Source organism: Natronorubrum thiooxidans, from assembly GCF_900156475.1.
Classification (GTDB): Archaea; Halobacteriota; Halobacteria; order Halobacteriales; family Natrialbaceae; genus Natronorubrum; species Natronorubrum thiooxidans.
This window is the reverse complement of the sequence record NZ_FTNR01000018.1, coordinates 16,444-36,945: the sequence shown is the minus strand read 5'-3', so window position 1 is coordinate 36,945 and position 20,502 is coordinate 16,444. Positions and strand designations below refer to the sequence as shown.

General features: G+C 59.5%; 18 protein-coding genes and 1 pseudogene. 13 read left to right on the top strand and 6 right to left on the bottom strand.

All coding sequences use genetic code 11. From position 1 onward, the window contains the following. The first annotated feature begins 123 nt into the window (after window positions 1-123). The 5 genes from BW940_RS18205 to BW940_RS18190 are packed head-to-tail and all read left to right on the top strand — an operon-like array spanning window position 124 to window position 3,705. Window positions 124-843 carry a hypothetical protein gene (locus BW940_RS18205; protein ID WP_076610628.1) on the top strand — a complete coding sequence of 240 codons (720 nt, stop codon included), beginning with the start codon at window positions 124-126 and terminating at the stop codon, window positions 841-843. Then, on the top strand, window positions 840-1,805 hold the full coding sequence (locus BW940_RS18200; protein WP_076610627.1) for a hypothetical protein: 966 nt from the start codon (window positions 840-842) through the stop codon (window positions 1,803-1,805). Before BW940_RS18205 ends, BW940_RS18200 begins: the two co-directional genes overlap by 4 nt. Further along, window positions 1,806-2,210 (top strand): signal peptidase I, encoded by a 405-nt coding sequence (locus BW940_RS21200; RefSeq protein WP_143823939.1) that lies wholly within the window; start codon window positions 1,806-1,808, stop codon window positions 2,208-2,210. It begins immediately after the preceding gene. Continuing rightward, the gene (locus BW940_RS21195; RefSeq protein ID WP_143823938.1) at window positions 2,207-2,836 is read left to right on the top strand and encodes a hypothetical protein; all 630 of its coding nucleotides are present in this window, start codon (window positions 2,207-2,209) and stop codon (window positions 2,834-2,836) included. Before BW940_RS21200 ends, BW940_RS21195 begins: the two co-directional genes overlap by 4 nt. Continuing rightward, a complete protein-coding gene (locus tag BW940_RS18190; RefSeq protein WP_076610626.1) occupies window positions 2,833-3,705 on the top strand; it encodes a putative sodium/potassium/calcium exchanger in 873 nt (290 codons plus the stop codon). The genes BW940_RS21195 and BW940_RS18190 overlap by 4 nt, the downstream gene beginning before the upstream one ends. Before the next feature lie 129 nt (window positions 3,706-3,834). Here the strand turns inward: BW940_RS18190 and BW940_RS22700 are convergent. The 3 genes and pseudogenes from BW940_RS22700 to BW940_RS18175 all read right to left on the bottom strand — a co-directional run. Then, window positions 3,835-3,945, bottom strand: a pseudogene (locus tag BW940_RS22700) (DUF7861 family protein); the annotation flags it as partial. A 71-nt stretch (window positions 3,946-4,016) separates the two neighbouring features. Beyond that, window positions 4,017-4,826 (bottom strand): ABC transporter permease, encoded by an 810-nt coding sequence (locus BW940_RS18180; RefSeq protein ID WP_076610624.1) that lies wholly within the window; start codon window positions 4,824-4,826, stop codon window positions 4,017-4,019. Then, window positions 4,826-5,836 (bottom strand): ABC transporter ATP-binding protein, encoded by a 1,011-nt coding sequence (locus BW940_RS18175; RefSeq protein WP_394329410.1) that lies wholly within the window; start codon window positions 5,834-5,836, stop codon window positions 4,826-4,828. The genes BW940_RS18180 and BW940_RS18175 overlap by 1 nt, the downstream gene beginning before the upstream one ends. A gap of 1,255 nt (window positions 5,837-7,091) precedes the next feature. Between BW940_RS18175 and BW940_RS18165 the strand changes: the two genes are divergently transcribed. Then, on the top strand, window positions 7,092-8,306 hold the full coding sequence (locus tag BW940_RS18165; protein WP_076610621.1) for a Cdc6/Cdc18 family protein: 1,215 nt from the start codon (window positions 7,092-7,094) through the stop codon (window positions 8,304-8,306). Between the two features lie 783 nt (window positions 8,307-9,089). Here the strand turns inward: BW940_RS18165 and BW940_RS18160 are convergent. Further along, window positions 9,090-9,854 carry an IclR family transcriptional regulator gene (locus BW940_RS18160; RefSeq protein ID WP_076610620.1) on the bottom strand — a complete coding sequence of 255 codons (765 nt, stop codon included), beginning with the start codon at window positions 9,852-9,854 and terminating at the stop codon, window positions 9,090-9,092. Between the two features lie 301 nt (window positions 9,855-10,155). On the opposite strand from BW940_RS18160, the gene BW940_RS18155 reads away from it, so the two are divergent. From BW940_RS18155 to BW940_RS18125, 7 genes are all read left to right on the top strand, one after another. Next, complete coding sequence (locus tag BW940_RS18155) at window positions 10,156-11,595, top strand: FAD-dependent oxidoreductase (RefSeq protein ID WP_076610619.1); 1,440 nt, start codon at window positions 10,156-10,158, stop codon at window positions 11,593-11,595. 150 nt (window positions 11,596-11,745) lie between these two features. Next, on the top strand, window positions 11,746-12,417 hold the full coding sequence (locus BW940_RS18150) for an isochorismatase family protein (protein WP_076610618.1): 672 nt from the start codon (window positions 11,746-11,748) through the stop codon (window positions 12,415-12,417). Next, window positions 12,414-13,805 carry a dihydroorotase gene (locus tag BW940_RS18145; protein WP_076610617.1) on the top strand — a complete coding sequence of 464 codons (1,392 nt, stop codon included), beginning with the start codon at window positions 12,414-12,416 and terminating at the stop codon, window positions 13,803-13,805. Before BW940_RS18150 ends, BW940_RS18145 begins: the two co-directional genes overlap by 4 nt. A gap of 48 nt (window positions 13,806-13,853) precedes the next feature. Further along, window positions 13,854-15,059 carry a CaiB/BaiF CoA transferase family protein gene (locus tag BW940_RS18140; protein ID WP_076610616.1) on the top strand — a complete coding sequence of 402 codons (1,206 nt, stop codon included), beginning with the start codon at window positions 13,854-13,856 and terminating at the stop codon, window positions 15,057-15,059. After that, entirely contained in the window at window positions 15,059-16,009 is a 951-nt protein-coding gene (locus BW940_RS18135) for a hydroxymethylglutaryl-CoA lyase (protein WP_173834915.1), read from the top strand. The genes BW940_RS18140 and BW940_RS18135 overlap by 1 nt, the downstream gene beginning before the upstream one ends. Before the next feature lie 21 nt (window positions 16,010-16,030). Continuing rightward, window positions 16,031-17,350, top strand: coding sequence for a 3-isopropylmalate dehydratase large subunit (locus BW940_RS18130; protein WP_076610614.1), 1,320 nt, complete (start codon window positions 16,031-16,033; stop codon window positions 17,348-17,350). Beyond that, window positions 17,347-17,850 (top strand): 3-isopropylmalate dehydratase small subunit, encoded by a 504-nt coding sequence (locus BW940_RS18125; protein ID WP_076610613.1) that lies wholly within the window; start codon window positions 17,347-17,349, stop codon window positions 17,848-17,850. The genes BW940_RS18130 and BW940_RS18125 overlap by 4 nt, the downstream gene beginning before the upstream one ends. Before the next feature lie 60 nt (window positions 17,851-17,910). On the opposite strand, the gene BW940_RS18120 is transcribed toward BW940_RS18125, so the two are convergent. Both BW940_RS18120 and BW940_RS18115 read right to left on the bottom strand, forming a co-directional pair. Next, window positions 17,911-18,777 carry an isocitrate lyase/PEP mutase family protein gene (locus tag BW940_RS18120; RefSeq protein ID WP_076610612.1) on the bottom strand — a complete coding sequence of 289 codons (867 nt, stop codon included), beginning with the start codon at window positions 18,775-18,777 and terminating at the stop codon, window positions 17,911-17,913. A 92-nt stretch (window positions 18,778-18,869) separates the two neighbouring features. Beyond that, a complete protein-coding gene (locus BW940_RS18115; RefSeq protein WP_076610611.1) occupies window positions 18,870-20,267 on the bottom strand; it encodes an MmgE/PrpD family protein in 1,398 nt (465 codons plus the stop codon). Window positions 20,268-20,502: the final 235 nt, after the last annotated feature.

Below are 20,502 nucleotides of genomic sequence, written 5' to 3'. Positions count from 1 at the left end.
AGGTGGTATGACTATCATTCATATCCCTGCCGAAGGGGGACAGCTATCGATGCATTCCGCAGCGATCACGAGAGACGACCATGGCCAGTCTGGCGGAGCCGGCTGAAAAACTGAGGAACGACAGTGACACAACGCACATCGACTATCACCCGGCGAAAGCTACTCGGCGGCGTCGGCGCCACCGGGCTCGTTACCCTCGGATTCCGAGGAGCGACCGTGACGAGCGACACGCCGGACTATACGGACTACACGTACGCTCGGACCGACGACAACGGACCACGACTTCGCGTCGCCTGGTACAGCACCTACAACGGTCACGTCGTGAACGCGACGCCGACGGCGAACGAAACCGAACAGCCTGCGGAGGATCCATCCACAGAGACGACTGTCGACGGCTACGACGCGGCAACGGACGGCCCCCTGATTGCGGCGTCGAACGTGCTCCCAGGGGACACCGGGACGATCGCGCTTGGACTCTTCGCAGAGGCAATGGATGCGCGGGTCAGACTGATACCGACCGTTTCGGGCGATCTCAGCGAGGTCGTCGACGTCGCACTCTGGTACGATACCGGACTATTCGGCATCGGCGGCTGTACCGGAACGGGAGCGATACCCGACGATCCCGACGTGGAGTTGACCCTCGCCGAACTCGGCGAGATGTACGGGCCCGGAACCGACGGGCTCCGGCTTCGAAACGGCTTCGGCGACTGCCTCGCCGAAGGAGACCGGCTCTGCCTTGGATTCGCCTGGACGGTCACCGAATCGGCCACAAACGAGTGGCAAGGCCAGTCCCTCGAGTTCGAACTCGCAGTCGGCGCAGAACAGTGTGGAGGTGGCCGATGAGCCAGGATTCGATCGGGCTGAGCCGCCGCCAGATACTCGCCGCAGTCGGCGCCATTGGAACCGCTGGCACGGTCGCCGGCGTCGGCACCGGCGCGTATTTGAGCGACCGCCAGCGCGTGACGAACGCACTCGAGACCGGCTCGATCGCCATCGACGTCGACTGCGACGCGTGTTCGATCGTCGACGGCCGACTGGCATTCGCGTTTGACGGGCTCGACCGCGGCGACGGTGACACCATCACAGTCTCCCTGACCGTCGAGACAAACCCTGCGCGACTCTGGCTCCGGACGCGCTGTCCACCGATCAGCGACGCGCTTGGGGAAGCGCTTGCAGTCGTCTTCCGCGTCGACGGTGACACGATCGCTGCGGGCAGCCTCTCGGCCGTCTCGCGAACACTTGCCACCGGGGTTCGACTCGCGAGTTGTACCGACCCCGAAACGGCGATCGATCTCGAACTCGAGTGGGAACTGCCCGACGACGTTCCGGATTCGGTGGCGGGCGAGACGACCGAATTTACGGTCGAACTGGTCGCCGAACAGTGCCGTCACGTCGATGCGGACAGTGCGAGTGATCCATTCGCGAGCGTTGCGCCCTGCGAGGAGCCGCCGGACTGCGTCGCCTGTCCCGAACAAAATGGGAATCGAATCGCACAGGCAACCTTCGCGTACGACGGGCCGGACGGCGAGACGACACTGGAACTGCTGCGACGTTCGGACACGATCGAGTTCGAACGAACCGTCGAACCGGGAGAGACGTTCACCGCAGTCCTCCACGAGCCGCCCGAAATCAAAGGGAGTCCCGATTTCGACGTCGTCGTCGACGGGACCACCATCGGCGACTTCCACATCAGCTGTTCACAGCCGTTTGGGCCGGGGCTCGTGATCGCCGACGGAACGTACAGTCTGACCGTCCTCGAGGCGGTCGACACCGACGGCAACCCCCTCTGTGAGGTGGACATATAAATGAACTACAAGAAACTCGCAAACGGAATCGGATTGCTCCTCCTGATCGCCCTCGTCGTCCCGTTCGTCATCTACGCGGTTCCGGGTGTAATCGGCGCACAGTACAGTTTCGTCGTGCTCTCGGGAAGCATGTCACCGGCGATTGACCCTGGTGACGTGGTGATCGTCGCCGACCGAGCGCCGGCAACGATCGAAACGAACGACGTGATTACGTTCACTCGAGGCACCGAAGAGACGCCAGTGACACACCGTGTCGTGGGTGTCGAAGCAAGCGAGACAGGGGTCGCCTTCGAAACGAGAGGTGATGCGAATAGCAACGTGGACGCAAGCCCGGTCCCGGGAGCGAACGTCCTGGGCGTCGTCGTCCTACGATTCCGTACCTCGGCTACGCGATTCAGGCCGTGAGCACGCCGCTCGGGTTCGTCCTGCTCGTCGCCGTCCCCATGGGGCTGCTCGTCGTAACCGAACTGTGGTCGCTCGTGCGCGCCAGGCGGCCAAACGAGTCTTCGACGGCCGACGCCGATAGCAGCGACAGCGCCGCTCCGGCGTCGCCCACGACGACGGAGGTGACACCCGGCGAGCTCACCATCACCCCGACCGACCTGCAACTGTCGACGGGGGTTCTGGCACTTACCGCAGCCTACGCGGTCCACGTCGCCTTGGAGCTACGGACCACGCTAGCGATTTCGGTGGCGTTCGCGGCGACGCTCTCGGTGCTCGTCGTCGGCGGACTGTTGCTGTCCACTCGCTTTGGGATGCCCGGCTCCGATCAGACGGCGGTGAATCCGGTTACTGACTCCGAAGCGGTCGCCGACGACGTGGCTCCGGCGACAGACGGCGGCTCGAGTGTGGTGATCGCAGATCAGGCTGCAACGGACTCGAGCGTGGACAAAGCAGTCACGGCCGAGCATGAGCCGGCGGGATCGGTGAACACCGCACCAGCGCAAGCGACGGAGATCGACTCGGAAATCGAATGGGCAGAGACGACTGAACCGGTGTCGACGGACGACTCGACAGAGGAATCCGAATGACAGGAACGCGCACGCTCGCCGTCGGTATCGTCTGCCTCCTCGTCGCGACGGCCGGCTTCGCTGGTGGCGCGGCCACCGTCGCGGTGTTCACCGACACCGAATCGGTCTCGGGAACGTTCGCCACTGCGGACTCGTTCTCGGTGGTAGACATCGACGATGCTCCACCGAAGAATCCCACGACCAGCCAGGCCAACGACTCCGAAAACGGCTCGGTCGACAACGACGGTCCAGATAGAACCTCGCGCTCAGTCGAAGCCGGAGATTCTGGAACAGTGCCCGGAAATCAGCAGAACAGCGGTGAAGCGGTCGAAAGTGAGGCCAAAGCCGGAGACGACACAACAAGCGAGGACGAGGCCAAAGCCGGAGACGAGACGGCTGTCGACGATGAGATAAGCGGGGACGAAACGGTCGGAACTGACGAGATGACGATTGAGGGCGGAAATTCAGATGGAAACGAGCCCTCAGGAGACAGCGACACCGCACCACAACCAGCAGAATCAGATGCTAAATTGACTGGAGACGAGGACGGCACAGCGACGTCGGAAGCGCCCGACGTTCCCCACACGAGTGATGAGACAGACCAAACAGCTCCGTCGGACGAAGATGGTAGCAGAGCAGACCGAACCGACCCGACCGACGAGCAAACAGCCGATGACGCCGAAAATGAGGAAGCTGACGATAAGGACGACGACTCGGCCAACGACAACTCGGTCAACGACAACTCGGTCAACGACGACTCCGAAGCCGGATACGTTGACGACAGAGCTGGCGAGTTGACCGATGATGACGGCGAAGCCGAACACATCGGCGACCAAGACGACACATCAACCGAGGATAACGGGGTCGAGTCGGATTCAGCGTCCGATTGATCCACCCCACACCCATCCAGGAGCGTCGATCAGCGAATCACGTTCCGCACTCGAGAGCACTCGTTGGTTACCGCTCGAGATCAGCAGGGATCTCCATAGCGGCCTCGAGTAAATTCGATAGCTCACCGGTACCTCGAAGACGCAGTGACCATCTCGTTCAGTGATCGAGTCGATCGTGCCAACGGACCAGCGCTCGAGGTCGTGTGTCGATTTCCGTGCGTAGATTCGATTGTGAGTCACGGCTGAATAGCAAGTGGGTGACTGAACGGCAAGTGGGTGATCAGATGGGTGACGGTCGTAGTTTGCATCCGTCAGTAGTCGCCGAGAACGCCGAGACGCCGCGCCCGACGAGTCGCGTACTGAAAGACGACGTACCCCAACGCCAGATAGCCAGCAGCGATGCCGATCAGCAGTCCAACGTCGGTCAGTGTGAACTCCCAGAGTCGTACGCCGTCGACCATCGCCCGCTGGAGAAGTGCGCTGCCGTGAGCCAGCGGGAGGAATCGCATCCATCCGAGATCGAACGCGGGTGCGGAAATGAGCACGATGAACCCGAACTGGAGGAGATTGAGCCAGTTCCCGATCTGCTTGTAGAGCACCGTCACGCCACCGGCTGCGAGGCCAAGTCCAAGCACCGAGACGATGCTGAGCGTCGCGACGACGGCGATCGTAAACAGATTCAACTGGAGCGTGGTGCCGGTAATCCCAATCATTACGGCCAGGATTATCGTCGAGGTGATGAACGTCCGGACGATCTTTGCAACGCCTTTCAACAGCGCAACGGGCGCGAACCCGAACGGCGTCATCACGTGGCGCTCGAGGGTTCCCCACTGAACCTCACTCGCGATATCGTTCGAAATAGCGGAGTACGCGCCCACCGATAGCGTCCACAGGAAGTAGCCGACGATAATCCCCTCGATCGAGTCAGTGAGTGCCTGCCCAGCGACCATCTGTCCGCCGTAAAAAAGGACGCCAAAGAAGAACACCGAGATGATGATTCCGCCGATGGCGTTGGCGGGATAGCGGACGAAAATTAGATATTCGCGGTAGAGCACGGCCCGTGCGAGGTGATAGTATCCAGCGGGACGTGGCGTCTCACCGGTGCCATGTTGGCGAACCATTATTCATCCCTCCGTTCGAGCGTCGTCAAGTCCACAAAGACGTCCTCGAGGTCCGGTTCGATCGTTCGCACCCGCTCAAGCGTGACGTCGTTGGCACGGAGGTGTGCCAGCAACTCGTACAGCCCGTCACTGTCGGTCGTCACTTCGATCCGGCTACCACGGTCGCGTGGCTCGACAGTGATCGTCTCGAACTGATTCTCGAGGGTCGAAACGACCGACGCGACGAGATCGCTACTCGTAATCTCGATGCAGTGAAGATCGGTCCCGGAAAGAAGCGCGTCGACAGTGTCATCTGCAATCACCGCTCCGTCGGACATGATGAGGACACGATCACAGACCGTCTCGACGACGTCCATATCGTGGCTGCTGAGAACGACGGTCAGGTCCTCCTCCTCGACGAGCCGTCGTAACTCCCGTTGGAGCGTTCGTGAACTCTCGATATCCAACCCCAGCGTTGGCTCATCGAGAAAGACGACCTCCGCTCCCCCGGCGAGAACGCTCGCCAACGATACTTTCTGTTTCATTCCACGTGATAACTCGCGGACGGGGACATCTGCTTTTTCGGCAAGTCCTAGCTGCGTCAGGAGCCGTTCATGGCGCTCGCGCACTGAATCCGGATCGACACCGCTGATCGTAGCAAAATATCGGAGGTTTTCCTGAACGGTCAACCGCCAGTAATCGTTGCGCGCTCCCTCGAGCATCGCATCGACGGACGCGTACGCATCACGCGGCCGGTCATAGACGTCGATGCCCCGAATTCGAACAGTCCCTCCATCCGGAAGGACCATTCCAAGGATCGACTTGATGAGCGTTGTCTTTCCGGCGCCGTTTGGCCCTAACAACCCGACAATCGATCCGGTTTCGATTTCGAACGAGACGTCATTGACGGCGGTGATCGCAGCCGTTCCATCACCGAAGCGTTTTTTCAAACCGGTAACAGAAACGGCAGCGTCGTGATCGTCTACCGTTGCGGTGTCGACACCACCAGGAACGTCATGGACAGGCTCGATTTCCTCACTGACAGCACTGTCGTCAAACGATGGACGGTCCACGGATTTCGAAGCCGATCCTTCACCGGGTGCGATACCGTCAACCTCACTGCTCGAGGGCCTACCGTTGTCTCGCACGGTCACAGTCGCAATTCAGGAGAGCCAGCTACAAAAACACGAGGCCAACAGGTCGCTTTTGTTTACAGGCTGTCGAGGCAAATGCGGCGGGGCTTACGAGTGGTTCATACGGTCTGCTGTACCGATTTACCGCCGATCACCAGAGATGGGGTCGATGATCGGAGGTGATTGATTACAGCAGTCCGTATCACGCACTAATTACAAAACCGTCGTGCGATCGGCTGTGTACTGCTGTTCAGTGGCTCCTCTGTGCCTAAATCTCCCTGTTTCGGCGACATGGAAAAACAGACTCGTTCCTTGATTCTCAGTAGGCAGACACCGTTTTGCATGTGTCATATCTAGCCAAAACACACCGATCTGCTCATGTCTTTTAGCGATTTTGTCAGCGACCGAGAAAAACACCTCGAGAGAAAGCGGCTGAGAGAACTGCCTCGAGAGAAGAAAATTCAACACGTCGGACTGACAGACACCATTTTGCACGTGTCTTGGATGGTCGAGAGACATCATGAGAGACGTGAAATTCCAGAATCGGATACCGGAGACACCGTTTTGCATGTGTCTTAGCACCGTTTTGCATGTGTCCAGGCTGTCGAAATAGAGCAGCGGATGGATGATATTCCAGAATTAGATACCGGAGACACCGTTTTGCATGTGTCTGGTTGGAATCGATTGGAAGTGTTGGAGTGTTGAGGTTAAGTTCCGAACACACAGACACCGTTTTGCAAGTGTCTTCACTCACGAGAGTGGCCCCTATCCGAACAGCGGCTGGAGAATCAGAAAGACCGGCTGCTACGCGAATCGAGAATTCGCGGGTTTCAAGCTTGGAACAACCAGAAGCGGTCGGTCTTTGACCTCCCTTGCTTCTTCCTAGTTGCAATACGGTTCTGGTTAAATCCAGCACTACTAAAAGGCTTCGATTTTACAAGAGTCGTGTGGGTGGATACCTCCGAAATCGAACCTATTTTATTCACCATATTCTCCAGTATCCCCACTCATTTAACCGCTCTTCTACCACCCCACCTCTTTCCTAGCAGAGACACTTGCAAAACGGTGTCTGTGTGTCCCCCCTCTATGAGTCATACGAGACACACGCAAGCTGGTGGAATAGGCTTAATACGGTTGACTGATATCTCCCTCTATGGGACTCTTCGACATCAAAAACGAAATCTTCGAGGACAAGAGCGTCCTTCGCGAGACGTACGTTCCTGATGAACTTCCTGGCCGGGAGGAGGAGATGTACGACTACCGATTCGCGCTCGAGGATATCAAGACTGGGGACGAACCGAACAATATCCTCGTATACGGCGAGACTGGCGTCGGAAAGACTGTTGCAACCCGTCGAATTCTCGGTGCGTTAAGCGACGCGGTCGAAGACCAAGACGACGTCTCGTTTGAGCACGTCTGGGTCAACTGCAAGGACAAGACGTCGTATCAAGCAACAGTCGATACTGTCAATGAACTTCTCGACTTCGAAGACCGGATCAAAGGGACTGGACACTCTCGGTCCGACGTGTTGAATATGCTTTGGCGCGAGATCGACGCACTCGATGCGACACACGTCATGATCGTGCTAGACGAGGTCGACAGTCTAGGGACGGATGATTCTCTCTTATATCAGATCCCACGAGCAAAGGCGAACGGACACGTCGATACGATGGTTGGCGTTATCGGGATTTCGAACAATTTCACCTTTCGAGAAAACATCTCTGCGCGCGCGAGCTCGACACTCAAGGAAGACGAAATTCATTTTTCGACGTACGACGCACCCCAACTGCAGGAGATTCTTTCACAGCGAGCCGAACTCGCTTTCAAGGACGGAGTACTCGACGAGGGCCTTATCGAATACATGGCTGCAATCGTCGCTCAAGATACTGGTAGTGCAAGAGATGCGATCGAGATTCTTCGCCTTGCTGGTCGCCTTGCTCGAAAACATCAAGATGCAACTGTTACTGAAGAACACGTGCGTGAGGCGTCTGAGCAGTTAGAACGTGTTATCGTCGAAAAGGAACTCTACTCGTTGCCGACACAGTATCATGTTCTGTTACAATCTATTGCACTCTTACAAGAACGAGGAAAACTCCCCGCACGGAGAAAAACAGTCTATAACGTCTACGAGCAGGTTTGTGAGAATATTCAGATCACACCCAAGGCCCAACGGACCATCCACGACAAGCTAAGCCAGCTCGCGCTGAAAGGGTTTCTCTCTATTACAGAAAAGAACAAAGGAGAGTCGGGTGGGAAGTACTGGGAGTACGACCTCGAAATAAACCCAGAGACAGTCAACGAAGTTCTCGACGACGTCGATCGCCTTTCTAACGTCCGCGAAGAAACGACACTGTCGCAATTTAGTTGACAGCTCGCTGTCCGACTCTCGAACTCTGGCCCTGTATCCTCCGTCAATTTGAGCTTCTACTGTACACTGTCAATTTGAGCTTCTGCTAGATTCGTACACTATTTCTAATATTGTCACATACACTTTCTAATACTGTTAGTTTCTAATACTAGTATATCACATCGATCGACGTTATCAGATCGATATTCTGCCAGTACTGTACTACTGAACGGCGGGTCAATTGCTGATCGAGAACTTGGAGTGACAGCACTGTACTGGTCGACACTCTCCGTTACAACGCATCTAAATACACTTCACTCACTTCTTTTGTAGTGATCTCTGAAAAATAACGACGTCTCTCTGTTGATCTCGTTCAGCAATCTCTCTCAGAGACACAATCATATTTTAAATTATATATCTACTATTCTCTCTATAATCTTAAATATCTTCTAAGATCGCTTTCATGGCACCTGAATTATCTCGGTGTTCGGAATAGCGCTGTCTTGTTGCCGATTCGAACTGACTGCACTGCGCCCATACGAACTATGAATTACGACCATACAAGTGTAAAACATGCTTGGCCCGACTCAGAGACGACTCGACCCCTACAAGAGTCGTTTCACTCACCGTTTCAGCGACACTGCATTCACTGTTTCAGCGACACTGCGTTCTGTACTCCCGAACGGCGAACCGATATCCGATCGTTGTCGATACGAGTTAGTCGCTGTCTGGTATCGATACTGCGATGAGCTGGTCTCCTCGGATGGAACCGTATCCGTTGTTCGGCTGTCCCGAACGAGACGTTCAGCTATAGGTCGTTTTGATCGTAATCACTCGAGCACTCCGTTGGACCTGTTCCGGAAGGTCACTCTCGTGGACGGTGTCTTCGATGCGCGTCGTTGGAACCGAGACACTGATCGCGCCCAGAACGTCACCTCCCTCGGTGAGAATCGGCGCGCCGACGGCACGCATCCCGGTGATTCGCTCCTCGAGGTTTAGCGCGTAGCCCTGGTCGCGGATCTTCTCGAGTTCCTCGAGAAACGCCTCCCGGTCCGTGATCGTGTGCTCGGTTCTGGCCGATAGACTGACGTCCTCGAGATACGCCTCGAGGTCGGCCGCGGGAAGCGATGCGAGATAGGATTTGCCGACGGCAGTACAGTGGAGGTCAACGGTGCTCCCGATGTGGGAGTCAGTCTGGACTGCCTTTTCGCCGGCAGTCTGGTAGATATAGACGCCGCGGAAATCCTCGACGACCATCACCTGACACCGTTCGCCTGTCGTTTGTGCGAGCTGGTCGGCTTCCGACTTTGCTGCCTCATACAGGTTGTAACGAGCGCGCGCGTGATGTCCGAGTTCGAGAAACTGAAGCCCGACTCGATACGTTCCGTCGGTCTTGACGACGTAGCCAAGCGATGTAAGCGTCGAGAGGTGGCCGTGGGCCGTACTCTTCGAGACTGAGAGGGCGTTTGCGACGTCAGTCACGCCTGCGCCCTCGTTGTCTCGGATGTACTCGAGTACCTCGAAGGTCGTTTCCACCGACTGAACTCGACCCGGTGTGCTGGCGGTCATACGCTGTGATTGGTTCTCGAGGCTCTAAGTTCTTTCTAGCCGAACAGCTGTTCTGTGTACCCAAACGGGTGGCGCTGTGGCAACGGGTGTTTCGCCGTGTGTATGTGGGTACTTCCCTATGTGAGTGTTTATTATTGTCTGGGTAGGATCTGCCATTCTTGATACTCGTTCTCTCGAGTGGCTGTTCCCTTCTGCCGAACGACATTGTTCGTCTGCGGATCGTTCGTCGATCAGATACCGTGGCTTCGAACGTCCGATGTTCGGGATAAGTTTACATAGGAGACCGCACGAATCTCGTACTATGGCAGAACCCGAGTTCGGCGAGCAGACGATAGACGATTCAGTACCAAAGGTCCGCGACGCCGCAGACGTCACAGTCGACGTCGAAACGGATGTGCTCATCGCTGGCGGTGGCGGTACGGGACTCGTCGCTGCGCTTGCGGCGGCGGATCGAACGGATGGGATGGTCACTGTCCTCGAGAAATCACACCGGTTGGGAGGGAACACGTCGCTGTCGACGGGGATGATTCCCGCCGCGGGGACTCGGTTCCAGCGCGAGGCGGGAATCAACGAGACGCCTGCCGATATGGCTCGTGATATCCTCGAGAAAAACGACTACGAGGCCGACGAGGCGATGGTCGAACACCTCTGTACCGAGAGTACGAACCTGATTCACTGGCTGGTCGACGACTGGGATATCACGTTACAGTTCGTCGACGATTTCACGTATCCACAACACTCAACGTATCGGATGCACGCGCCGGACGGGCGCAATGGCGAGAACCTGATCGAGGAACTTGGCGAGAGAATCGAGGCTACGGACAATATCGAGTTGCTTTTGCACACCCCCGTCAGGCAACTTGTGGCCGATGGTGACACAGTCGTCGGTGCCGTCGCCGGCGAGACACACGAGGAAGTGATCGGCGCACAGAAGGTCATCCTCGCAACCGATGGCTTTGCTGGCAATCGGCGGATGGTTGAGCGCCACTGTGGGCAGATTTCTGATGCGCTGTATTTCGGTTCGGACGGCAACACCGGTGACGGCATTCGCTGGGGTGCCGCACTCGACGCCGAACTGGCCTGTATGGACTCCTACCAGGGACACGCGACGGTCGTTCAGGGGACGGGAGCGCTCTCGACGTACGCCGTCATCATGAACGGTGGGTTCCTCGTCAACGAGGCTGGCAACCGCTTCGGCAACGAGGCGAAAGGATACTCGGCGCTGGCGATTGACGTCGTCGAACAAGCCGACAGTGTCGCGTACGAAATCTTCGACGAACGGATCTTCGAGAAACTCGAGGGTGAGTTCGACGACTTCGACGAAGCGGTCGAACTCGGCTCGTATCTCAGTGCACCCGATATCGAAACGTTGGCGACGGAACTCGGCTGTGATCCGGCAGCGACGGCTGATGCCCTCGAGTCGTACAACGACGCTATTCGCGACGGGAAACCGGATTCGGTCGGCCGCAGCGACGGCCGATCCGTCCTCGAGCCACCGTTCTACGGGGCGACAGTAACTGGGTCGCTGTTCCATACGCAGGGGGGACTGGTCGTCGACGAACACGGCCGCGTCCGCAAATCTGAGGGGGGCGTCGTCGAGAATCTCTATGCCGGTGGCGGAACAGCGGTTGGTGTTAGCGGCCACGGTGCCGGTGGCTACCTCAGTGGGAACGGACTCACCACTGCCCTCGGTCTCGGCCGGCTCGCTGGCGTGCACGCCGCATCGTCGATCGACGACTAGCTCAGTATTCGGACAGACATGAGTCGTCTTCGGATAGACACGGGCTCGATCCGAACTGTTGTCTTGGTTGCACTTCGTCCACCCCTGTCCTGTCAACAGAACTGTACGTGTGCGCAGGTTTATAACCGCTCGCACGACACGAGTCAGTGTATGACGAACCGGATCTGGGACGACTTGCTCTCGGAACAGGATAAACGAGTGATCGAGAAAGCAGGATACGACAAGGACGGCGCATCGTCGTGGGAATCGCGTGGGGCGGGCGAAAACCCGATGGTGCTTGTTATCGACGTCCAGCAGTTGATCGTCGGTGACGACGTTCCGATTCTCGAGGCGGTCGAGGAGTATCGAACTGCGATGGGTGATATTGCCTGGGAGGCTGTCGATCGAATCGCGGACTTTCTGTCGTTCGCTCGCGAGAACGATATCCCGGTCGGCTACACGCGTGTCGTGCCGAGTTCCTACGACGATCCTGAACACGAGGATCTCCAGATCGTCGATCCCGTCGCACCGGAACCGGCCGACACCGTTATCGACAAGAGTTACGCGAGCGCGTTCTACGGCACCGACCTGCTCGCCCGCTTGAACCGAAACGACATCGATACGCTCGTCGTCGTTGGCAACTCCACCAGCGGCTGTGTCCGGGCGACGACGGTCGATGCCCAGCAACACGGGTTCGACGTCGTCCTCCCACAGGAGTGCATCTTCGATCGCATCGAAGCCTCACACAAGATCGGCCTCCTCGACATGTGGATGAAGTATGCGGAAGTACTCGAGACCGAGGAGGTCGAGGACTACCTCGAGAGCATGGGTGAGACGGCGTGAGCTACGACCTCGTCATCGCGAACGGCACACTCGTCACCGAAGACGGACTGCTCGAGGCCGACGTGGCTGCCGAGGATGGCCAGATCGCTGCGATCGGCCGCTCTGGCTCACTCGAGGGCGACGAGGTCGTCGACGCCGACGGCAATCACGTGCTTCCGGGCGCGATCGACCCCCACACCCACCACGGGATCTACAACTCGCTCGAGGAGGACGCAGAGACCGAGAGCCGATCAGATCTCGTCGGCGGAGTGACCGCAACCGGGAACTTCTTCCGACGAGCGGGGTCCTACGAGGAAATTATGGACGACTACTTCGCGGCGGCAGAGGACAATTACCGCCACGATTATTTCTTCTCGCTTGGCTTGCTCTCGTTCGAACACGTCGAGGAGATTCCACTGATCGTCGAGGAACTCGGGATCACGACGTTCAAGTGGTATATGAACTACAAATACGCCGCCAGCGAGAAGTTCGGCGTCGATTGTGAGATGCGCGACGATTTCGGCAGCGCGTTCATCGAGGCGCTGGCCGACCAGGACGTGCCGACGACGCTCGGCTATCACTCCGAGAACGTCGAGATCACGAACGCCCTCGCGGGCGGGAACCCCTACATCGAGACCGAAGCCGACGACGACGCGCCCGAGGAGGGGTACGAGGTGTTCGTCGAGGAGTTCCCCGACTACGCGGAAGCCCAGAGCCTCGTCGCCGGCGCGAGCCTCGCCCGGCAACACGGCTACGACGACGATTTCTACGCCGTCCACGTCAGCGCCGGCCGAACGGCGGACGAACTCGCAACGCTACAGGAGGCGGGCTACGACGTCACCGGAGAGACCTGTCCCCACTATCTGACGCTGACGACCGAGGAGTGTGACGACCGCATGAAGGTCAACCCACCCGTCCGCGGTGCAGCCGATCAGGAGACGCTCTGGAACCGTCTCGCGGACGGCACGATCTCCTGTATCGGGACCGACCACTGTGCGAACACGACCGAGGAGAAGATCGGCGACACGATTCGCGAGAGTAAACTCGGCTTCCCCTCGAGTGCGACGATGCTCCCGTTGATCCTCTCGGAGGGTGTCAACGAGGGCCGAATTTCGCTCGAGCGCGCCGTCGAGGTGACCAGTACGAACACCGCGAAAGCGTGGAACCTCTATCCGAAGAAAGGGACGATCCGCGTCGGCAGCGATGCCGACCTCGTGGTCGTCGATCTGGACGAGACGAAGACGGTGACACCGGAACTGCTGCAAAGCGTCGCCGACTACTCGATCTACGAGGGTCGAGACGTAACTGGCTGGCCGACACAGACGATCGTCGGCGGCGAGGTCGCATACGAGGACGGCGAGGTCATCGCTGAACCAGGTTCGGGAACACACATCGACCGGCCAGTTTAAGACAACGAATAACGAGACTATATTATACGCAGATACGATTCAGACACCATGTCAACAACTGAACCTGGCCCACTCGATGGGCTCACCGTTATCGAAGCAGGGTCGATGATCTCCGGACCGACCGTCGGTCGGTTTCTCGCCGATTTCGGCGCTGACGTGATCAAGATCGAACATCCAGAACACGGCGACCACATCCGTAATTTCGGCACCCAGAAAGACGGGATCGGCATGTGGCACAAGTACCTCAGTCGGAACAAGCGCTCGGTCACGCTCGACGTCTCCGCCGAACGCGGCCAGACCGTCTTCCGCGATCTCGTCTCGGAAGCCGACGTCCTCATCGAGAACTTCCGTCCGGGCACACTCGAGCGATGGAATCTCGGCTGGGAACAACTCGCCGAGGACAATCCCGACCTCGTCATGTTACGGATGTCCGGCTACGGCCAGACTGGCCCGTACGCAAAAAAGCCCGGCTTCGGGACGCTTGCGGAGGCGATGAGCGGCTTTGCCTACGTCAACGGCTTCGAAGACCGCGAACCGCTGCTCCCGCCGACCGGGCTGGCGGACAACATCGCTGCCCTCTACGCGACGTTCTCGGTGATGTTCGCGCTGTACCACCGGGACGTCAACGGCGGGACCGGCCAGTACATCGACGTTAGCCTGATCGAGCCGATCTTCAACCTGATCGGCCCCTTCCCGCTTACCTACGATCAGACCGGCGAGATCGCTCGCCGATCCGGCAACCGATCGACGTCGTCTGCCCCCCGGAACGTCTACCGGACGGGCGACGATCGCTGGGTCGCACTTTCCGCAAGCGCCCAGCCACTCGCGATGCGGACGTTCGACGCTATTGGTCGCCCCGATCTGAAAGACGATCCGCGATTTGTGGACAACGAACGCCGCCTCGAGAACGTCGATGAACTCAACGCGATCATCCAGGAGTGGATGATCGAGCACACGCGCGAGGAAATCCTCGAGTCGTTCGAAGAACACGACGCGACGATCGCGCCGGTGTACAACGTCGAAGACATCATGAACGACGAACACTATCAGGCCCGTGATGCCGTCATCACCGTCGATGACAAAGATCTCGGCGAGGCAGCCGTCCAGAACACGATCCCCAAGTTCAGCGAGACGCCGGGGAGCGTCGACCACCTCGGTTCCGACCTGGGTGAACACACCGAGACCGTCCTCGGTCAGTTCCTCGAGTACGACGATGCGGTGCTCGAGGAACTCGAGTCCGAGGGGGTGATCTGATGGAGCTCCCCGAATCGGCGACGGTCGTCGAGATGCTGCCACGTGATGGATTCCAGCGCTACCCCCATTTCATTCCGACCGACGAGAAGGTCGAGATGATCAACGCACTCTCCGAGACGGGCGTCGACGAGATCGAGTGTACCTCCTTTACGCATCCGAAAGCGGTTCCGAGTCTGCGCGATGCCGACGAGGTTGCTGCACGGATCGAGCGCCACGACGACGTCTGTTATCGGGCGCTGGTGCCAAACGCCGTCGGAATGGAACGGGCGATCGAGGCCGACGTGGACAAGGTCAACGCGCTGGTCGTCATCAGTGACGCCTACCGTCAGAAGAATCAGGGAATGAGCCTCGAGGAGAACCTCAAAGAGGTCGAGGCGATCGTCGAGTTGGCCGACGGCACGGATATCGAAGTCGAGGCCGGACTCGGCACGAGCTTCTTTTGTCCGTACGAAGGCGAGATCCCACAGGAACGAACGCTGTCGGTCGTCGATCGCGTCCTCGAGGCTGGCGTCGACGAAGTGACGCTCGCGACGACGATGGGGATGGCCGATCCCCGACAGGTGACAGCCATGTTGACGGCGCTGTTCGACCACCACCCCGATGCCGACGTCGGCTTGCACCTCCACGACACGAACGGCATGAGCCTCGCAAACACGCTCGCGGCGATGCAGTGTGGTGTCGATCGGTTCGACGCCTCCGTCTGCGGGCTCGGCGGGGGGACGATCCTCCCCGGCGGGCTCGGTGACGTCGGCAACACGCCGACGGAGGACCTCGCCAATATGCTTCGCGATATGGGTATCGAGACGAACATCGACTTCGATCGGCTCACCGAGGTCGCCGAGACCGTCGCGGAACAGCTCGGGCTCGGAACGCCGAGTCGAACACTGATGGGCGGCACCCGCGAACAGGTGCTCGCGACGACGGATGCACAACCAGCTCCCAAAAAATAACACGCAGACACACGATTCACTATGACAGGAAAAACGATAACCGAAAAGATCCTCTCGGATCACTCCGGCGAGGACGTCAGAGCGGGCGACTATGTCGAAGCGCGCGTCGATGAGATGATCGGTCACGACGTGACCGGACCACTCGCGATCGACGCGTTCGAGGACGTGACCGGTGAGGACCGCGAGTTAGCCGCCCCCGACAGCACCGTTTTCACGATTGACCACCACGCCCCGGCCGACGGCGTCAAGGCAGCGAACAACCACAACATCGTCAGAGCGTTCGCTGAGAAGTATGGCGCACACCAGTACGAGATCAACGACGGGATCTGCCACCAGGTAATGATCGAGGAGGGGTTCGTCGAACCCGGCGACCTCGTGGTCGGCGCTGACTCACACTCGACGACCTACGGCGGCCTCGGCGCGTTCGGTACCGGCGTCGGATCGACCGACCTTGGGACGACGTTTGCGACGGGCGAACTGTGGTTTCGCGTCCCCGAGACGATTCGATTCGAGGTCCACGGCGACCTCCCCAAGGGCGTCTACGCGAAAGACCTGATCCTCAAGTTCATTGGTGACGTCGGCTTCGACGGCGCGACCTACAAAACCGCCGAGTACGCCGGGTCCGCGATCGCAGACCTCCCGATTCACCAACGACTCGTCCTTGCCAACATGGCGATCGAGATGGGCGGTAAAGCCGGCATCGTCGAACCCGATGACCGGGTCGTCGACTATCTCGAGCACCAGGCCGATCTCGAGGTGTCGATCGACCCTGACCTCGCTTCCGACGACGACGCGACCTACGAGGCTGTCCACTCCTATGAGGGTGCAGACCTCGAGCCACAGGTCGCAAAGCCGTCGAACCCCGAAAACGCCGTCGGCGTCGACGACGTGGTCGGCATCGACGTCGATCAGGTGTTCGTTGGCACCTGTACGAACGGTCGCTACGAGGATATCCGAGTCGTCGCTGACGCCCTCGAGGGCGAGCAGGTCGCCCCCGGAACCCGGCTGATCGTCGTTCCTGCCTCGGGTGCCGTCTACGAGAAATGCCTCGAGACCGGTGTTCTCGAGGCGCTCGTCGCGGCTGGTGCGACGTTCCAGAGTGCGGGGTGTGGCCCCTGTGCGGGCTACCATCAGGGCGTCCTCGGCGATGACGACGTCTGTCTGGCGACGGCGAACCGGAACTTCCCCGGTCGGGAAGGGTCGATGGACAGCCGCGTCTACCTTGCCAGTCCCGCGACCGCAGCCGCGACCGCACTGTACGGCGAGATCACCGACCCGCGGGAGATCGAGACCGAGCGCTACGACGACCATGCCACTGCCGACCTGGGGGTGGTTCGATGAGCCTCGACGAACCCGGCCGTGCCTGGGTCTTCGGCGACGACATCGACACCGACCAGATCACGCCCTCGAGATTCATCGTTTCCACTGATCCCGAGGAACTCGCGACCCACGCGTTCAACGATCTGCGCCCCGAGTTTTCGGCGAACGTCAGCGAGGGTGAGTTCCTCGTCGCCGGCGAGAACTTCGGCGGCGGCTCCTCGCGAGAGCACGCTCCACTGTCGCTGATCGGTGCTGGCGTCGATGGTGTCGTCGCCCAGTCGTTCGCCCGGATCTTCTTCCGGAACGCAATCAATCTCGGGTTGCCGGTCATGATCTGTCCCGACGCGGATCGGATCGATGACGGCGACGAGATCTCGCTCGATCTCGACGCTGGTGTAGTTCACAACCATGAAACGGATGAGGCGTACGATGCAGAGCCGCTCCCACCGTTCTTGCAGGAACTGGTCGACGAGGGCGGGCTCAAACCGTACACGAAGCGAAAACTCGGAACGGCTGACTGAGGATCACCGCTCGCGTACTGTTCGTTTGAGCACGAACACTGTCTCCAGTCACGTTTTCTCTCAGGCGTACCGATCCTCGAGGTCGCGCCATCGCTCGAGGTCGGTGACTGCGTCCCGCGTTTCCCACGTCGCGAGTTGGTCCGTCAACCCACGCTCGTCTCCCGTCTCGAGGAGGTGTTCGTACACGCGCTCGAGCACCTGGAGTTTCGCCTTCTGTGCGGTCGTCGCGAACAGCATGAGATCGTAGCCGAGTTCCTCGAGTCGGTCGGCCGGGAGCAGCGGCGTCTTGCCGCCGTAGGGAACGTTGATTACGAGCGGGATCGCCGCCAGCTCCGCGCCGATCTCCTCGAGGTGAGCGTCGGTCTCAGGTGCATCGATGAACACCATGTCTGCCCCGGCATCGGCGTAGGATCGACAGCGATCGATGGCGTTCTTGAGGCCGGAGATCGCGACCGCGTCGGTCCGTGCGATGACGACGAACTCGTCGTTCGTTCGGGCGTCACAGGCGGCCCGAATTTTGCCACACATCTCGGCTGTCGAGACGAGCGTCTTGTCCGCGAAGTGGCCGCATTTCTTCGGCGCGTCCTGATCTTCGATGTGGACGCCAGCAGCACCAGCCCGTTCGAACTCCTGTATCGTCCGGTGAACGGAGAGGGCGTTGCCGTACCCGTCGTCGGCGTCGGCGATGACTGGCCGCTCGACTGCGCCGGCGATCTGTCCGACCCGCGTGACCATCTCGGTCATCGTGGTCAATCCGATATCGGGACCGCCATGAACGGACGAGGAGACCGCGTTCCCGCTGACGTAGAGGACGTCTGCACCCGCTCGCTCGGCGAGCACACCCTCGAGGGCGTCTGCGACACCGGGAGCGAGGACGATACCATCCGAGTCGAGCTGTTCGCGCAATGAGTGGTCGGTCGTTGCCATAGCTCTCTCAGTGTCGAACAGCTGTAAATGAGTACTGGTTGTCACGCGTTTCTCGGTGGCGGAACCTGCTCAAACTGTCGACAGTTCGTCTGTCAGTACTCGTCGTGTGAGGACTGGCCACCGGTTCGGAGTACGGCTCCGACGTCGCGAGCACTGTGTCCGCTCGTCGAACGAACGATTTCGATCGCTCGGTCCGATGTTTCGTCTGCGAGGCCGTACGCCAGTAGCGTTCTGATCCGATCAGTGAACTCATCGTCGGGGATCGGATCGCGGTAATCACCCCGCGGATAGGCTCGTTCGCCGCTGACCGCGGTCCCGTCGCGGAACTCGACGGTCACTCGAGCACCCCAGTTCTCGGGAAACGCGGCATCGAACTCGGCGGCGGCCTGGACGTCGACTCTCTCTGCGAGTGCTTGGACGGCCTCGTTGGCGATCGCGTCCGGCGTGAACTGCTCGAGGGTCACGTCGCCGCTGTAGAGCTGGCGGGCGAGGACGTAGGGTATCGAGAACTTCGCGCCCGTCAACGTTTCCGGGGAGGTGTGGGCCATGTCGACTGCGTTCGCATACGTTTCGACGAGTAGCCGATCGATCGCCTCGGGCTCGAGTTCGGCGTCGATCTCGCGGAGCGCATCGAGTGGTGCGTGAGTGTACCGACACGACGGATATGGTTTGAAGTAGTTTTCCGTGATCGCCCAGTCTGTTCCGAGATCGGCGAACAGGTGAGTGAACCCGTCGGGGAGCAGGTCCTCGAACGGCTCGTACACCGTCTTTACCGTTGTCCCAGAGCCGGGGATTCCGGCCTGTGCGAGCTGTGCCATTGTGACACCGACGCCCGCGGAGGCTCCTGCAGTCACGTTCCGTGACGGTGGCCCCTCCGTATAGGGATCGTCCATCGACACTACAGCGCGGTTCGCTGCGAGCCGAAACGTCTCGTGGACCGTCGACGGGTCGGGATCCGTACAGAGAATGCCCGCAACTGCGGGGCCGACGGTTGTCCACGTCGCGTGTGGGTTTCGGACGAGCCACGGGACCGCGTCGTTGAGCTGTGCTTTCATCGCGAAGATCGCTTCCTCGAGTCGCGCACAGAGTTCGTAGGCTCGCACACAGCTTTCGACCAGCGTCTCGCCGTCGGCATCGGCGTGCTCTGCCATCGCAAGGCCACCGGCGACGATGCCGGAGCCGACGTGGCCGCCAGTGTTGTGGCCTTCCTCGATTTCTTGGACGATTGCCGCCGTTCCGTTCAGCGTCGCGGCCTGGATCGGTGCCGTCGTTCGACTCGAGCCGACGACTGTCGACTCGCCCGGCGGGAGGTCGACCGTCTCCCATGCCTGTGCGTACGGCTCGGCAGCGCTCCCGGCGACCATCGCCGCGAGCACGTCCGCGACGGTCGTTTCGCCGCGTTTCAGTACCGGCTCCGGAACCGGTGTCTCGAGGAACTCGAAAATCGCTGCTTCCCAGTCTGTCGTCGGTTCGGGGCTGTCGGCAGTCATCGGGACCACCCGACGGCCGCTGAATCAGCTGGTCGGTGGCTCACTATCTGATCTATTGCGGCGTGGCGCTCGCCTTCGTGCGACGTGCCGACTGTCGAGACACTGTGAATAGCTCGCATACGAAACCAGTTCGGTGGCAGCGACCTAAAGCTATCTTGTTTGTTTGAGGGTCCCGAACACCGGCCGCTGTTCGAGGACCGATCTGTCGATTTTCCGATAGTAGTCATGCGGATAA

Excerpts from the sequence above, each read along its gene's own strand:
- BW940_RS18160 (WP_076610620.1), bottom strand. The coding sequence starts at position 9,854 with ATGACCGCCAGCACACCGGGTCGAGTTCAGTCGGTGGAAACGACCTTC.
- BW940_RS18150 (WP_076610618.1), top strand. The coding sequence starts at position 11,746 with ATGACGAACCGGATCTGGGACGACTTGCTCTCGGAACAGGATAAACGA.
- BW940_RS18120 (WP_076610612.1), bottom strand. The coding sequence starts at position 18,777 with ATGGCAACGACCGACCACTCATTGCGCGAACAGCTCGACTCGGATGGT.
- BW940_RS18125 (WP_076610613.1), top strand. The coding sequence starts at position 17,347 with ATGAGCCTCGACGAACCCGGCCGTGCCTGGGTCTTCGGCGACGACATC.
- BW940_RS18115 (WP_076610611.1), bottom strand. The coding sequence starts at position 20,267 with ATGACTGCCGACAGCCCCGAACCGACGACAGACTGGGAAGCAGCGATT.
- BW940_RS18165 (WP_076610621.1), top strand. The coding sequence starts at position 7,092 with ATGGGACTCTTCGACATCAAAAACGAAATCTTCGAGGACAAGAGCGTC.
- BW940_RS18140 (WP_076610616.1), top strand. The coding sequence starts at position 13,854 with ATGTCAACAACTGAACCTGGCCCACTCGATGGGCTCACCGTTATCGAA.
- BW940_RS18190 (WP_076610626.1), top strand. The coding sequence starts at position 2,833 with ATGACAGGAACGCGCACGCTCGCCGTCGGTATCGTCTGCCTCCTCGTC.
- BW940_RS18130 (WP_076610614.1), top strand. The coding sequence starts at position 16,031 with ATGACAGGAAAAACGATAACCGAAAAGATCCTCTCGGATCACTCCGGC.
- BW940_RS18155 (WP_076610619.1), top strand. The coding sequence starts at position 10,156 with ATGGCAGAACCCGAGTTCGGCGAGCAGACGATAGACGATTCAGTACCA.
- BW940_RS21200 (WP_143823939.1), top strand. The coding sequence starts at position 1,806 with ATGAACTACAAGAAACTCGCAAACGGAATCGGATTGCTCCTCCTGATC.
- BW940_RS18180 (WP_076610624.1), bottom strand. The coding sequence starts at position 4,826 with ATGGTTCGCCAACATGGCACCGGTGAGACGCCACGTCCCGCTGGATAC.
- BW940_RS18200 (WP_076610627.1), top strand. The coding sequence starts at position 840 with ATGAGCCAGGATTCGATCGGGCTGAGCCGCCGCCAGATACTCGCCGCA.
- BW940_RS18135 (WP_173834915.1), top strand. The coding sequence starts at position 15,059 with ATGGAGCTCCCCGAATCGGCGACGGTCGTCGAGATGCTGCCACGTGAT.